At 30.7% G+C, this 12,696-nt stretch carries 14 protein-coding genes; 11 read left to right on the top strand and 3 right to left on the bottom strand.

Annotation, left to right across the window (positions count from 1 at the left end; genetic code table 11):
• The 8 genes from H9I45_RS08520 to H9I45_RS08485 all read left to right on the top strand — a co-directional run bounded on the left by H9I45_RS08520 (position 1) and on the right by H9I45_RS08485 (position 6,835).
• Positions 1 to 1,143 carry a pyridoxal phosphate-dependent aminotransferase gene (locus tag H9I45_RS08520; RefSeq protein WP_088355404.1) on the top strand — a complete coding sequence of 381 codons (1,143 nt, stop codon included), beginning with the start codon at positions 1 to 3 and terminating at the stop codon, positions 1,141 to 1,143.
• Positions 1,140 to 1,997, top strand: coding sequence for a prephenate dehydrogenase (locus H9I45_RS08515; RefSeq protein WP_191141255.1), 858 nt, complete (start codon positions 1,140 to 1,142; stop codon positions 1,995 to 1,997). The genes H9I45_RS08520 and H9I45_RS08515 overlap by 4 nt, the downstream gene beginning before the upstream one ends.
• 21 nt (positions 1,998 to 2,018) lie before the next feature.
• On the top strand, positions 2,019 to 3,101 hold the full coding sequence (locus H9I45_RS08510) for a bifunctional 3-deoxy-7-phosphoheptulonate synthase/chorismate mutase type II (protein ID WP_088355406.1): 1,083 nt from the start codon (positions 2,019 to 2,021) through the stop codon (positions 3,099 to 3,101).
• Positions 3,102 to 3,319: 218 nt separating this feature from the next.
• Positions 3,320 to 4,297, top strand: a complete 978-nt coding sequence (gene rsgA, locus H9I45_RS08505) for a ribosome small subunit-dependent GTPase A (protein WP_088355407.1) — start codon at positions 3,320 to 3,322, stop codon at positions 4,295 to 4,297.
• 3 nt (positions 4,298 to 4,300) lie between these two features.
• Positions 4,301 to 4,753: a D-aminoacyl-tRNA deacylase gene (gene dtd / locus H9I45_RS08500; RefSeq protein WP_088355408.1), complete on the top strand. Its 453-nt coding sequence runs from the start codon at positions 4,301 to 4,303 to the stop codon at positions 4,751 to 4,753.
• A gap of 5 nt (positions 4,754 to 4,758) precedes the next feature.
• Positions 4,759 to 5,403 carry a TatD family hydrolase gene (locus tag H9I45_RS08495; protein ID WP_176397608.1) on the top strand — a complete coding sequence of 215 codons (645 nt, stop codon included), beginning with the start codon at positions 4,759 to 4,761 and terminating at the stop codon, positions 5,401 to 5,403.
• Positions 5,400 to 6,113 carry a tRNA threonylcarbamoyladenosine dehydratase gene (locus H9I45_RS08490; RefSeq protein WP_088355410.1) on the top strand — a complete coding sequence of 238 codons (714 nt, stop codon included), beginning with the start codon at positions 5,400 to 5,402 and terminating at the stop codon, positions 6,111 to 6,113. Before H9I45_RS08495 ends, H9I45_RS08490 begins: the two co-directional genes overlap by 4 nt.
• Before the next feature lie 89 nt (positions 6,114 to 6,202).
• The gene (locus H9I45_RS08485; RefSeq protein ID WP_088355411.1) at positions 6,203 to 6,835 is read left to right on the top strand and encodes a YceI family protein; all 633 of its coding nucleotides are present in this window, start codon (positions 6,203 to 6,205) and stop codon (positions 6,833 to 6,835) included.
• A gap of 80 nt (positions 6,836 to 6,915) precedes the next feature.
• Here the strand turns inward: H9I45_RS08485 and H9I45_RS08480 are convergent, their stop codons facing one another.
• Entirely contained in the window at positions 6,916 to 7,542 is a 627-nt protein-coding gene (locus tag H9I45_RS08480; RefSeq protein ID WP_088355412.1) for a CPBP family intramembrane glutamic endopeptidase, read from the bottom strand.
• Position 7,543: 1 nt separating this feature from the next.
• The gene (locus tag H9I45_RS08475) at positions 7,544 to 8,002 is read right to left on the bottom strand and encodes an Lrp/AsnC family transcriptional regulator (RefSeq protein WP_088355413.1); all 459 of its coding nucleotides are present in this window, start codon (positions 8,000 to 8,002) and stop codon (positions 7,544 to 7,546) included.
• Between the two features lie 160 nt (positions 8,003 to 8,162).
• Here H9I45_RS08475 and H9I45_RS08470 point away from each other — a divergent pair, with 160 nt between their 5' ends.
• On the top strand, positions 8,163 to 9,362 hold the full coding sequence (locus H9I45_RS08470; protein ID WP_088355414.1) for an aminotransferase class I/II-fold pyridoxal phosphate-dependent enzyme: 1,200 nt from the start codon (positions 8,163 to 8,165) through the stop codon (positions 9,360 to 9,362).
• A gap of 279 nt (positions 9,363 to 9,641) precedes the next feature.
• On the opposite strand, the gene H9I45_RS08465 is transcribed toward H9I45_RS08470, so the two are convergent.
• On the bottom strand, positions 9,642 to 10,664 hold the full coding sequence (locus H9I45_RS08465; RefSeq protein ID WP_088355415.1) for a metal-dependent hydrolase: 1,023 nt from the start codon (positions 10,662 to 10,664) through the stop codon (positions 9,642 to 9,644).
• Positions 10,665 to 10,743: 79 nt separating this feature from the next.
• Here H9I45_RS08465 and nhaC point away from each other — a divergent pair, with 79 nt between their 5' ends.
• Both nhaC and H9I45_RS08455 read left to right on the top strand, forming a co-directional pair.
• A complete protein-coding gene (gene nhaC, locus H9I45_RS08460) occupies positions 10,744 to 12,213 on the top strand; it encodes a Na+/H+ antiporter NhaC (protein WP_088355416.1) in 1,470 nt (489 codons plus the stop codon).
• Between the two features lies 1 nt (position 12,214).
• Positions 12,215 to 12,661, top strand: a complete 447-nt coding sequence (locus H9I45_RS08455) for a GNAT family N-acetyltransferase (RefSeq protein ID WP_088355417.1) — start codon at positions 12,215 to 12,217, stop codon at positions 12,659 to 12,661.
• Positions 12,662 to 12,696: the final 35 nt, after the last annotated feature.

The following is a 12,696-nucleotide window of genomic DNA, read 5'->3' as shown; positions in this document are numbered from 1 at the left end:
ATGATACAACCTGCAAAAAGATTAGATACTGTTCAAGAATACTATTTCTCTAAAAAATTAAGAGAAGTAAGAGAATTAATGGCTGCTGGAAAACCAATTATCAATATGGGAATTGGCTCTCCAGATTTGCAACCACCAGCAAAAGTTTTAGAAGCAATTCAAGGAAGTTTAGGAGATGCTTCTGCTCACAAATATCAATCTTACCAAGGTTTACCAGAGTTAAGAAATGCTATTTCAACTTTTTATAAAAACAAATTTTCTGTAGAAACGAATCCAGAAAATGAAGTGTTGCCATTAATGGGAAGTAAAGAGGGAATTATGCATATTTCTATGGCTTTTTTAAACGAAGGCGATAAAGTGTTAATTCCGAATCCAGGATATCCAACATATACATCTGTCACCAAATTAGTAGGTGCAGAACCACTTTTTTATAATTTAAGTGCAGAAGACAATTGGCAACCAAATTTCGCAGAATTAGAAGCTCAAGATTTATCTGAAGTTAAAATTATGTGGGTAAATTATCCACACATGCCAACTGGAACAAATGCAACTTTAGAAACCTTTAAAAAGTTGATTGCTTTTGGAAAAAAACATCATATTTTAATCATTAACGACAATCCTTATAGTTTTATTTTAAACGATAATCCTATAAGTATTTTACAAGTAGCAGGCGCAAAAGACATTGCTTTAGAATTGAATTCTTTAAGTAAAACTTTTAACATGGCTGGTTGGCGAGTTGGAATGGTTTTAGGGAATTCAACATACATCAACGAAATATTAAAAGTAAAATCTAATATGGATTCTGGCATGTTTTACGGAATTCAAAAAGGCGCAATTGAGGCATTACAATTATCAGATTCTTGGTTTTCAGAACAAAATAAAATCTACACAGAACGTAGAAATTTAATTTGGGAATTAGCAGATAAATTAGATGCAAAATATAGTAAAAACGCAACAGGTTTATTTGTTTGGGCAAAAATTCCTGAAGGTAAAAAATCTGAAGAAGTTACAGATTCAGTTTTATATAACAACGATATTTTTATAACACCAGGAACAATATTTGGTTCTCAAGGGGAAGGATATATTCGTTTTTCGTTATGTGTAACAACAGAAATAATTAAAGAAGCTATATCAAGATTATAGATTATGAAAAATATATTTTTATTGGTATTGGTTTAATTGGCGGAAGTTTCGCTATCGACATTAAAAAGCATTATCCAGATACTGTTTTACATGGAATTAGCAGAAAAGACGAAACGCTAAACAAAGCATTAGAATTAAAACTGATTGACAAAAAAGCAACTTTAGACGATTTAGAAAATGCAGATTTGGTAATCGTATCAATTCCAGTAGATGCAACTGTAAAACTATTACCAACAATTTTAGATAAAATCGGTGATAATACACTGGTTGTAGATGCAGGTTCCACAAAAGAAGCAATTTGTAAATCTGTTGAACATCATAAAAGAAGACGAAACTTTTTGGCTTGTCACCCAATTGCAGGAACAGAAAAATCTGGACCAACAGCAGCAATTTCTGGCTTGTATAAAGGAAAAACGAATATTATTTGCGAAGTAGAAAAAACAACTTTTAAGTTGCAAGAAAAAGCATTAGACCTTTTTAGAGCAATTGGAATGCGTATTAGATATATGGATGCAGTTTCACACGACAAACATATTGCGTATGTTTCGCACCTTTCCCACATTAGTGCGTTTATGTTAGGGAAAACAGTAATTAATAAAGAAAAAAATGAACGCGATATTTTCGATATGGCAGGTTCAGGTTTCGAATCTACAGTTCGTTTGGCAAAAAGTTCGCCAGCAATGTGGACGCCAATTTTTAAACAAAATAAAGAAAACGTAATAGAAACATTAGAAGAATACATCAATAATTTACAGCATTTTAAAGAGTTGATGCAACAAGATAATTTCTCTGAAATTTTTAACGAAATGGAGAATACAAATTATATAAAACAAATTTTAAACGGCATAAAATAATAAGCCACAATAAGTAGAAAAATGAAGAATACAAAAGAATTAAGAACATGGTTGGACGATATGAAATTAGATCATCCACTAGTAATAGCAGGGCCTTGTAGTGCAGAAACCGAAGAACAGGTTTTAAAAATTGCACACGAACTAAAAGATTCTGATGTAAGCTATTTTAGAGCAGGAATATGGAAACCAAGAACAAGACCAGGAATGTTTGAAGGTGTTGGAGAAATTGGTTTAAGATGGTTAAAGAAAGTAAAAGAAGAAACAGGTATGAAAACCTGTACAGAAGTAGCAAATGCTGCACACGTAAAATTAGCAATCGAGAATGATGTAGATTTATTATGGATTGGTGCACGTTCTACAGTATCTCCTTTTATCATGCAAGAAATTGCAGATGCTTTGCAAGGAACAGATAAAATTGTATTGGTTAAAAATCCGGTAAATCCAGATTTAGCTCTTTGGTTAGGTGGAATTGAAAGATTATACACAGCAGGAATCAAAAATTTAGGAGCAATTCACAGAGGATTTTCTACGTACGAAAAAACGAAATATAGAAACACTCCAGAATGGCAATTAGCAATTGAATTCCAAAATAAGTTTCCAGATTTACCTTTAATTAACGATCCTTCACATATTACAGGAAACAGAGAAATGATTCAAGATGTTTGTCAAACTGCGTTAGATTTAAATTTCGATGGTTTAATGATCGAAACTCATTTCGACCCAGAAAACGCTTGGTCAGATGCTGCACAACAAGTTACACCAACAAAGTTGAAGCAGATCATGGAAGATTTAAAAATCAGAAAAGAAACCAATACAGAAGCAGATTATACAAATGCTTTAAACGGTTTAAGAGCGCAAATTAATGTTGCAGACGATCAATTAATCGAATTGTTAGGAAAAAGAATGAAAGTTTCTGACGAAATTGGCGCTTTAAAAAAACAAAAGAATGTTGCTGTTTTACAATCAAAACGTTGGAACGAAATTCTTGGAAACATGATTTTAGAAGGTGAGAGCAAAGGTTTAAGTGAAGAATTTGTATTGAAAATGTTCAAGGCAATTCACCAAGAATCTATCAATCATCAAGAAAAAGTAATTAACGGATAGTTTTTGGGCGTTACCTAAAGGTCAGGCTTTCACTACTCACTTTTTTTGCAGAAAAGCAAAAAAGAGTTCAAACAAGCCGTTCAATCCTTAACGCGTAGCGCAAACCTAAAAAGGAAGTTATTAAAACTAACTTTTAGAATATACAAACCTCACAGATATTAAGTCTGTGAGGTTTATTTTTTATTACAAATTCGTAATTTATTCTCATCTTTGTAATAATGACAGGAACAGTTTATAAATCTACAGGAAGTTGGTATCAGGTAAAAGCTGATAATGGAGAATTTTACAAATGTAGAATCAAAGGAAAATTCAGGATAAAAGATATTAAAAGCACCAATCCAATTGCGGTTGGCGACAAAGTGGTCTTCGATTTAGAAGCAAAAAACGACGAAGAAACAGGTGTTATAAAAAAGATTTTAGACAGAGATAATTTCATTGTCAGAAAATCTGTAAACCTTTCCAAGCAAACACATATTATTGCATCAAATATCGATCAAGTTTTTTTACTAATTACTATAAATAATCCACCAACATTTACCACGTTTATAGACCGTTTTTTAGTTTCTGCAAGAGCCTACAGAATCGATGTAATTTTAGTTTTCAATAAAATAGATTCTTACGAAATAGAAGAAAGAGCAGAAATTTTATACTTAAAAGATATTTACGAAGCCATTGGTTACAGATGTGTAGAAGTTTCTGCAACACAAAATAAAAATGTAGATACTATTAAAGAAATGATGTTGGGTAAAACATCTATGTTTGTTGGACATTCTGGAGTTGGAAAAACCACTTTGGTAAATGCAATAGACAAAACATTAGACTTAAAAACCAAAGAAATTTCCGACCAACATAACCAAGGAAAACACACAACTACATTTGCAGAAATGTTCGATTTAAGTATCGAAAATAAAAACGACGCAAAAATTATAGACACACCAGGAATTAAAGGTTTTGGAGTTGTAGATATCGATAAATACGAATTGGGAGATTATTTTCCAGAGTTTTTTGCGTTAAAGCAAGACTGTAAATTCAATAATTGTATTCATACAAAAGAGCCAAAATGTGCTGTAAAAGAAGCTTTAGAAGAAGAAAAAGTTTCTTGGTCTCGTTATAAAAGTTACTTACAAATTTTAGAAGGCGAAGAAGAATCAGAGCATTTTAGAACCGATATTTGGAACGAAGAAGATAATGAGTAGACTATGAAAATTGTAATTCAAAGAGTTTCTAAAGCAAGTGTAACTATTAATGAAGAAAAAGTTGCAGAAATCAAAAACGGACTTTTAGTTTTATTGGGAATTGTTAATGAAGATGCTCAAGAAGATATTAATTGGTTGGTTCGAAAAGTGGCAAATCTTCGCATTTTTAATGACGAAAATGGAGTAATGAACAAATCTTTATTAGAAAGTAATGGAGAAGCGATTGTTGTGAGTCAGTTTACGTTGCAAGCATCTACCAAAAAAGGAAACAGACCCAGTTATATAAAAGCAGCGAAGCCAGAAATTGCGATTCCTTTATATGAGAATTTTGTAAAAACACTGGAAAACGAATTAGGGAAAAAAGTACAAACTGGAGAATTTGGTGCAGACATGAAAGTCGAATTGTTAAATGATGGTCCAGTAACCATCATCATCGATTCAAAAAATAAAGAATAACTAATTTGGATTTTATCAACATCCATACTCACAAAAAATCATCGGTTGAAAACGTGTTTTCTATTGAAAATAAATATCCAACTTCAGTAGATTTTTCTTCTCCTTTTTCAATCGGAATTCATCCTTGGTTTATCAATAAAAATAAAATCGAAGAAGAACTTTTAATTATAGAAGAAAGACTTCAGCATAAAAATTGTTTTGCTTTGGGCGAATGTGGTTTAGATAAAATTACAGAAGCAGATTTTAAACTTCAACAAGAAGTTTTCAGAAAACAAGTGAAACTTTCAGAAAAACACAACAAACCTTTAATTATACATTGTGTAAAAGCATTTCAAGAAATTATTGAAATAAAAAAAGAAACAAAACCAAAACAAATTTGGATTTTACACGGTTTTAATAAAAACCAACAAGTTGCAGAAAGTTTAATTAAAAACGGAATTATTTTATCAATTGGAGTAGCAGTTATCAAGACTGAAAAACTGCAAAAAGTAGTTTCAGAAATTCCTTTAGATAAATTGTTTTTAGAAACAGACGATTCAGAAGTTGCAATTCAAGAAGTTTATAAAAAAGTAGCAAACATAAAAAGGTTAGAAGTTGAAGAACTTCAACATATAATAAAACAAAATTTTAGAAATATATTTAGAGTATGAGTTGGTTAGAACGTACTGAACTTTTAGTGCAAAAAGAAGGAATTGAAAGATTACAAAATGCCAATATTTTAGTTGTTGGCTTAGGGGGAGTTGGAAGTTATGCAGCAGAATTTATTGCTAGAGCTGGCGTTGGAAAAATGACAATTGTAGATGGCGATGTTTTTGATGAAACAAATATTAACAGACAATTACCTGCATTACAATCTACAGTTGGTAAAGCGAAAACAAAAGTTTTATCAGAAAGATTAAAAGATATTAATCCAGATTTAGAATTAACAGTTTTAAAAGAATTTTTATCACCAGAAAGAGCCTATGAAATTGTTTCAAAAGAGTTTGACTACGTTTTAGATTGTATAGATTCTATTACACCAAAAATTAATTTAATTGTGGCTGCAAGAAGAAAGAAAGTTAAAATTATTTCTTCAATGGGAGCTGGAGGTAAATTAGATGCTACCAAAATTCGTGTAAAAGATATTGGCAAAACAAAGAACTGTACAATGGCAAGAGTTTTAAGAAAGCGTTTAAAAGAAAGAAAGGTAGATAAAGGTGTAAAAGCGGTGTATTCAGAAGAAGTTCAAATTCCTGCAAGCGTTAAAATTACAGACGGAACCAATTTTAAAAAATCTTATTATGGTACCATAAGCTACATGCCAGCAGCTTTTGGATTGCAAGCAGCTGCACATGTTGTTAATTTTTTAATAAAAAAGTAAAAAATAGTTTCCAAGGAAAATAAATTAGTTGTATATTTGCCATGGAAAATAAATATCCAAAAATTAAAAATCAATTAAATTAAAAAAAAATGAAAAAAATAATTTTATCAATAGTAGTTGCAGCTTCAGTTTTAACTGGATGTAAAGACAAAAAAGAAAAAGTAGAGGTAAAAGAAGCTGTAGAAGTAAAAGTAAATGCTGCAGATTTAAACAATGTTAATACAGAAGCGTCTGTAATTTCTTGGAAAGGAACAAAACCAACAGGAGCTCATAATGGAACTGTCGCTTTAAAAAGTGGAGGTTTAGTTGTTGAAGAAGGACAGCTTACAAATGGAGTTTTTGTAATAGATATGTCTACAATTACAAATGAAGATATGGCTGGTTCTGAAGGAGCTGGAAAATTAGAAGGGCATTTAAAAAATGCAGATTTCTTTGATGTTGCAACATACCCAACTTCTAAATTCGAAATCACAAATGTAGAAGAAAATGACGGTAAATTAGCTGTAACAGGGAACTTAACATTAAAGGATGTTACTAAAAGTATTACAATACCTGCTACGATTTCTACAGAAGGAAATGTTACGACTTTTGCAAGTGAAAAATTTAATATAGACAGAGCAGATTTTAATGTAAAATATGGGTCTAAGAAATTTTTCGATAATTTAAAAGATAAATTTATCGACGATATTATGGAGTTACAATTTACAGTTGTAACAAAGTAACAAAGTAACAAATAGCTAAAAAAAACATTAAGTTTTTCTAAAACCCAAAACGAAAGTTTTGGGTTTTCTTTTTTTATATTTTAAGAAGGAAAGCCCAACATTTCTCCCATTCCAACAGTAAATAACCAACAGCCATAAATAGCATGTTCAACAGAAACTAAAAAGGTAGATTTCGTTTTTTTGTAGGTAATTGCGAATAAAATTCCACCAATAAAAGTGATGACAATCACAACTGTGTTTTGAAAGAATAAATGTGCTAAAGAAAACAAGACAGCATTTATAAAAATAAAAAATCTTTCATTTTTGAAAAGATTCTCATATCGCTTAAAAAAGAAGGTTCTAAATAATACTTCTTGTGGATACACAGAAAAAAAAGCATAAATAAATAGAAATATCATCCATTTAAAAGGCTTGTTTAAGACTATTTCGAAAAGATTTTCTGTATCTGTAAACCAAACAAAAATAGTTGTAAAAACAGCAATAATTATGGACTTAAAAAGTGTCGTTTTCCAAAAGTTTTTCCAATGGATATCTTTTTTAATTTTAAACTGAATTTTTTCAACCTTTAAAATAACATAAAGTATATATGCAAAACCCGAAACACCAATAATCAATTTTAAAATAGGTGAATACTCCAAAACAAAACTGATTGGAATTAAAACAAATAGTACAAAAAGTTCAGTAAGTTTATAGTTGGTGGTTTGCATTTTAAGTAAGATTTATAGCAGTTGTATTTTTTACTTTTTCGATGGTAAAAATACTGTGTGTACTTCCAATATATTTTATGGCAGTTAATTTTGTGACCATAAAATCTCGATATTCGTCCATATCTTTTGCATAAATTTTTAGAATATAATCGTAATCTCCACTTACATGAAAACATTCGGAAACTTCTTCTAATTTTAAAATTTCTCGCTCAAAAGTAGTTACATATTCTTTGGAATGTTGCACCAATTTAATATGGCAAAAAACCAAAAAAGATTTTTCAATTTTATTTTTATTGATGATAGCTACGTACTTTTCAATCACCTTTTCTTTTTCTAATTTTTTTATACGTTCATAAACTGCAGTAACAGATAAATTCAACTGTAAAGACAGCTGTTTTGTAGTCTGTTTACTATCCTCTTGTAGCAAATTAATCAGTTTTCTATCGATTTTGTCTAACATCTAAATTGAAAATTATCTAAAAATAGTAAATATTTTAACTGTTTGTAGTTTTTAAAACTAATTATGAATTCAAAAATAGAAATAAAAACTGTATTTATTCATTTGTATTGATAAATAATCTATTTACTATTAATTTTGACTTAAATTAAAAACGAATAGTATGAAATTCAATCCAGCAGATAAAATTCAAGATTTACAATACTTTGGCGAATTCGGAGGTGTAAATCCATCCATTTCAGATTCATCAACTTACACCTTCATATCCGCAAAAACAATGTTCGATACTTTTGAGGGAAATGCAGATGGTTGTTATTTATATTCTCGTCATTCAACGCCATCAAATTTATATTTAGGCGAAGCACTAGCAGCAATGGAAGGCACTGAAACAGCCAATGTTTCAGCATCAGGAATGGGCGCAATTACGCCAGTTTTAATGCAATTGTGTGGAGCAGGAGACCATATTGTTTCAAGTAGAACAATTTACGGTGGAACTTACGCTTTCTTAAAGAATTTCACACCAAGATTTAATGTAGAAACCACTTTTGTAGACATCACAAAGTTGGATGTTGTAGAAGCAGCAATTACAAAAAACACCAAAGTTTTATATTGCGAAGCAGTAAGTAACCCACTTTTAGAGGTTGCAGATATTGCAGGTTTATCAGCGTTAGCGAAAAAACACAATTTACAATTAGTGGTAGATAATACATTTTCTCCACTGTCAATTTCTCCAGCAAAATTAGGTGCAGACATTGTTTGCCATAGTTTAACAAAATTTATAAACGGCTCTTCAGACACAGTTGGTGGCGTGGTTTGTGGTTCGCAAGAACTCATTAACGATTTGCGAAATGTAAACGATGGTGCAAGTATGTTGCTGGGTTCTACAATGGATAGTTTGCGAGCGGCATCCATTCTTAAAAACATGAGAACCTTGCATATTCGAATGAAACAACACAGTTTTAACGCAGCTTTTTTGGCTGAAAAATTCGAAAAAGATGGATTAAAAACAGTGTATCCAGGTTTAGAATCTCATCCTTCCCATCATTTATTCAAAAAAATGATGAATCCTGAATATGGTTTTGGAGGAATGTTAACAATCGATGTTGGTTCTTTGGACAAAGCCAACGAATTAATGGAGTTAATGCAACACAAAAACTTGGGTTATTTGGCTGTGAGTTTAGGTTTTTATAAAACGTTGTTTTCTGCTCCAGGAAGTTCAACATCTTCCGAAATTCCAGAAGACGAGCAAAAAGAAATGGGCCTTTCAGACGGTTTAATTCGTTTTTCAATCGGTTTAGACAACGATATTGAGCGAACTTACCACATGATGAAATCTTGCATGCAAGAAGTAGGAGTTTTATAAAATTATTTGGGCGTTCCCTTTCAGGTCAGGCTTTCGCACTCGCTTTTTTTGTGAAAAACAAAAAAGAGCTCAAACAATTGCTCTATCCTTAACGCGAATTGCAAAGCCGAAAAGGAAGTTTTAAAAATTAGGTATAAGAATTATTTGTCATTTCGAATATTACTGAAATTAAAAGTTATTTTAATTGAAAGTAGCTTGCGAAGCAAATAAGTGGAATTGAGAAATCTGATATTAAAAAATTTTAGATTTCTCCACAAGGTCGAAATGACATTTATAGATTTAAATCCCCCAAAAACGTTCTGTAAACTTTGCAAAATCTTCTTTGCTTGGAGGGCTTCCATTAAAAGGTAAAATATCCCATTCTTCATTTTCGTAAAAAACAGTAAAATTAAAAACAGATGTATTTATATCATCAGGGTTTAACATTGGGTAACGTAAATCTGTATATTTATAAGTCCCAATTTTTTCCTTTTTGTAAACATTGTAATAACCATTACTAAACCAAGCCAATTTTTGTAGATTTTCGTCATTCATATCTATTAAATTGTGCTGTTTATCAACTGTAATTATTTTTTCTGCAGTTTTACTTTTATCAAAAAGAGAATAAAAAGTAAGATGATATTTGTCTTCAGTTTCTGCAACTGCATACCATAAAATATTATTCAAAATAGTTGGTTGTGCAGAAAAACGATTGTAAGAAACTCCAGCTTTTTCAAAAGATTTCTCAAAAACAGCATCGATATATAATTTATTACCAATTGTAAAAATCATGTAAGCAGAACTAATATAAATTCCTGCTTTAGTCCATTTTAATCTTTTCGAATTTGTTCTTTTCAGAAATAAAACCACAATTAAACAGATTAAAAAAGGTAGTGTATATAAAGGATCAACAACAGAAATATTATTAAAAGCAATTCTATAATCAGAAAAAGGAGCAAAAAGTTGTGTTCCATAAGGCGTAAAACAATCTAAAATAGGATGCGTAAAAAGTGATACAAAGAATAACCAAATCCAATCTTTTTGAGTGGTAGAATTTAACCTTTTTCCAGTATTGTAGAGTTTATGAGTTATCCAACCAAAGAGAAAAGCACCCAAGATTGAAAATAAAATAGAGTGCATAAAACCACGATGAAAAACCATCGCATTAATTTCATTATCATACAAAAGTCCACCAATAAAAACATCTAAATCTGGAATTGTACCTCCAATTGCGCCAAACAATAAAGCTTTATTTCCAATTTTTTTACCGAGAATAATTTCGCCACAAGCAGCACCTAAAACAATTTGCGTTAATGAATCCATAAACGTAAAAATAGTGTAACCAAATCAATTTGCATAACTTCTTCTAAAATCGTAACATTACAGTACAAAAATTTATAAAATGCCAGACGAAAAAAATCTTTCAGAAATAAATATTGAAGATCAAAAAATTATAGAAAACAAAGAGTTAAATCTTTTAGAATCTTTAATTCCTGTGGTAATATTAATGTGTTTACTTGCATATAATATTTTTTTTGTGGAAGGACAAGAGTGGTTAGGAGGTTATACAAATCAGTACATTTTATTAATGGGAGGTATAGTTGCAGCAGCTGTTGGCTTTTTTAATAAAGTGTCTTTTTCGAGAATGATTGCAGAAGTTTGGGAAAACTGGAAAAGCGTTTTTGTACCAATTATGATTCTTTTTTTAGTAGGAGCATTAGCAGGAACTTGGCTCGTAAGTGGAATTATTCCAGCTATGGTTTATTATGGATTACAAGTTTTAAGTCCGGAAATATTTTTACCAGCATCTGTAATAATTGCAGCAATAATTTCGATTGCAACAGGAAGTTCTTGGACAACTTCTGCTACAGTTGGTATTGCATTAGTAGGTATTGGAAGCGCTTTAGGAATTGCACCAGGAATGATTGCTGGAGCCGTAATTTCAGGAGCCTATTTTGGCGATAAAATGTCTCCACTTTCAGATACTACAAATTTAGCGCCAGCAATGGCTGGTACAGATTTGTTTACGCACATAAAATATATGGCAATTACAACAGTGCCAACAATTATAATTACGTTAATTGTATTTGCAATTATTAGTGGAAATATAGATACTACAGGAAGTGCAGATATTAGTAATTTATTAGCTTCAATTGATAATACGTTTCATATTTCGCCTTGGTTATTTTTAGTTCCAGGAATTGTAATTGCAATGATTTTAATGAAAACAAAACCATTAATTGCATTAGGAACTGGAGTTGTTTTAGCTGCAGTTTTTGCATTTATTTTTCAAGGAGATGTGTTAGCAAGTCTATCTGACTCTAAGTTTTCTTCAATAATTAATTCCATTTTAACAGATACAAATATTGAAACTGATGATGAGAAATTATCAGAATTATTTTCTTCTGGTGGAATGAATGGAATGATTTGGACAATTTTACTAATAATCTGTGCCATGGTTTTTGGTGGTATTATGGATGCAATTGGAGCATTGGCAAAAATTACAAAGAGTTTATTATCTGTTGCAAGCTCGGTTTTTGGTTTGTTTGCAAGTACAGTTGTAAGTTGTTTAGGCTTAAATGCAATAGCATCCGACCAATATTTGGCAATTGTAATTCCAGGTAAAATGTTTAAAAAAGCGTATGAAGATAAAGGTTTAGCTCCAGAAAATTTAAGTAGAACTTTAGAAGATTCTGGAACTGTAACTTCGGTTTTAATTCCTTGGAATACTTGTGGTGCTTACCAAAGTAGCGTTTTAGGGGTTTCTGTTGCAGATTATTTTGTGTATGCTATTTTTAATTATTTAAGTCCGTTTACGACTTTGTTATTTGCAGCTTTAAATATTAAAATTAGACAGTTGGTAAAGAAATAAAATGCTTGTTAAAGCAACACTTTCAGACGCAAAACAACTCACAGAAATTGCATTAAAATCCAAAGCTATTTGGGGTTATTCTAATGAGTTAATAGAAAGTTGGCGAGAAGATTTAACAGTAACTTCAACAATAATTTCTAAAGAAATTATTTATAAATTTATGGTTGATACTAAAATTGCAGGATTTTACTTTTTAAATAAGCCAAAAGAAAATTCGATTGAGTTAGAGATGCTATTTGTGTTGCCTAACTTTGTAAATCGAGGAATTGGAAAACAATTATTAACACATTCATTTGAAAAAGCGAAGTCTTTAGATTCAAAAAAAATGATTTTATTGGCAGACCCAAATGCAGTCCCTTTTTATAAATCGCAAGGATTTTATAAAATAAATAAAATAGAGAGTTCTATAGCTGGTCGTTTTTTACCAGTCATGCAAAAAGACTTATAATAATAGTGTTTAAAATTTCTTGATTCAAATTTCAT

Origin of the sequence: Polaribacter haliotis (assembly GCF_014784055.1) — a bacterium.
GTDB classification, from domain to species: Bacteria; Bacteroidota; Bacteroidia; order Flavobacteriales; family Flavobacteriaceae; genus Polaribacter; species Polaribacter haliotis.
Note: the sequence above shows the minus strand (reverse complement) of the source record. Positions and strands in the feature narration are given on the sequence as shown.

What these genes read in the sequence shown, in the direction of transcription:
- H9I45_RS08520 (WP_088355404.1), top strand. Translation starts at nt 1, where the DNA reads ATGATACAACCTGCAAAAAGATTAGATACTGTTCAAGAATACTATTTC.
- H9I45_RS08510 (WP_088355406.1), top strand. Translation starts at nt 2,019, where the DNA reads ATGAAGAATACAAAAGAATTAAGAACATGGTTGGACGATATGAAATTA.
- rsgA (WP_088355407.1), top strand. Translation starts at nt 3,320, where the DNA reads ATGACAGGAACAGTTTATAAATCTACAGGAAGTTGGTATCAGGTAAAA.
- dtd (WP_088355408.1), top strand. Translation starts at nt 4,301, where the DNA reads ATGAAAATTGTAATTCAAAGAGTTTCTAAAGCAAGTGTAACTATTAAT.
- H9I45_RS08490 (WP_088355410.1), top strand. Translation starts at nt 5,400, where the DNA reads ATGAGTTGGTTAGAACGTACTGAACTTTTAGTGCAAAAAGAAGGAATT.
- H9I45_RS08485 (WP_088355411.1), top strand. Translation starts at nt 6,203, where the DNA reads ATGAAAAAAATAATTTTATCAATAGTAGTTGCAGCTTCAGTTTTAACT.
- H9I45_RS08480 (WP_088355412.1), bottom strand. Translation starts at nt 7,542, where the DNA reads ATGCAAACCACCAACTATAAACTTACTGAACTTTTTGTACTATTTGTT.
- H9I45_RS08475 (WP_088355413.1), bottom strand. Translation starts at nt 8,002, where the DNA reads ATGTTAGACAAAATCGATAGAAAACTGATTAATTTGCTACAAGAGGAT.
- H9I45_RS08470 (WP_088355414.1), top strand. Translation starts at nt 8,163, where the DNA reads ATGAAATTCAATCCAGCAGATAAAATTCAAGATTTACAATACTTTGGC.
- H9I45_RS08465 (WP_088355415.1), bottom strand. Translation starts at nt 10,664, where the DNA reads ATGGATTCATTAACGCAAATTGTTTTAGGTGCTGCTTGTGGCGAAATT.
- nhaC (WP_088355416.1), top strand. Translation starts at nt 10,744, where the DNA reads ATGCCAGACGAAAAAAATCTTTCAGAAATAAATATTGAAGATCAAAAA.
- H9I45_RS08455 (WP_088355417.1), top strand. Translation starts at nt 12,215, where the DNA reads ATGCTTGTTAAAGCAACACTTTCAGACGCAAAACAACTCACAGAAATT.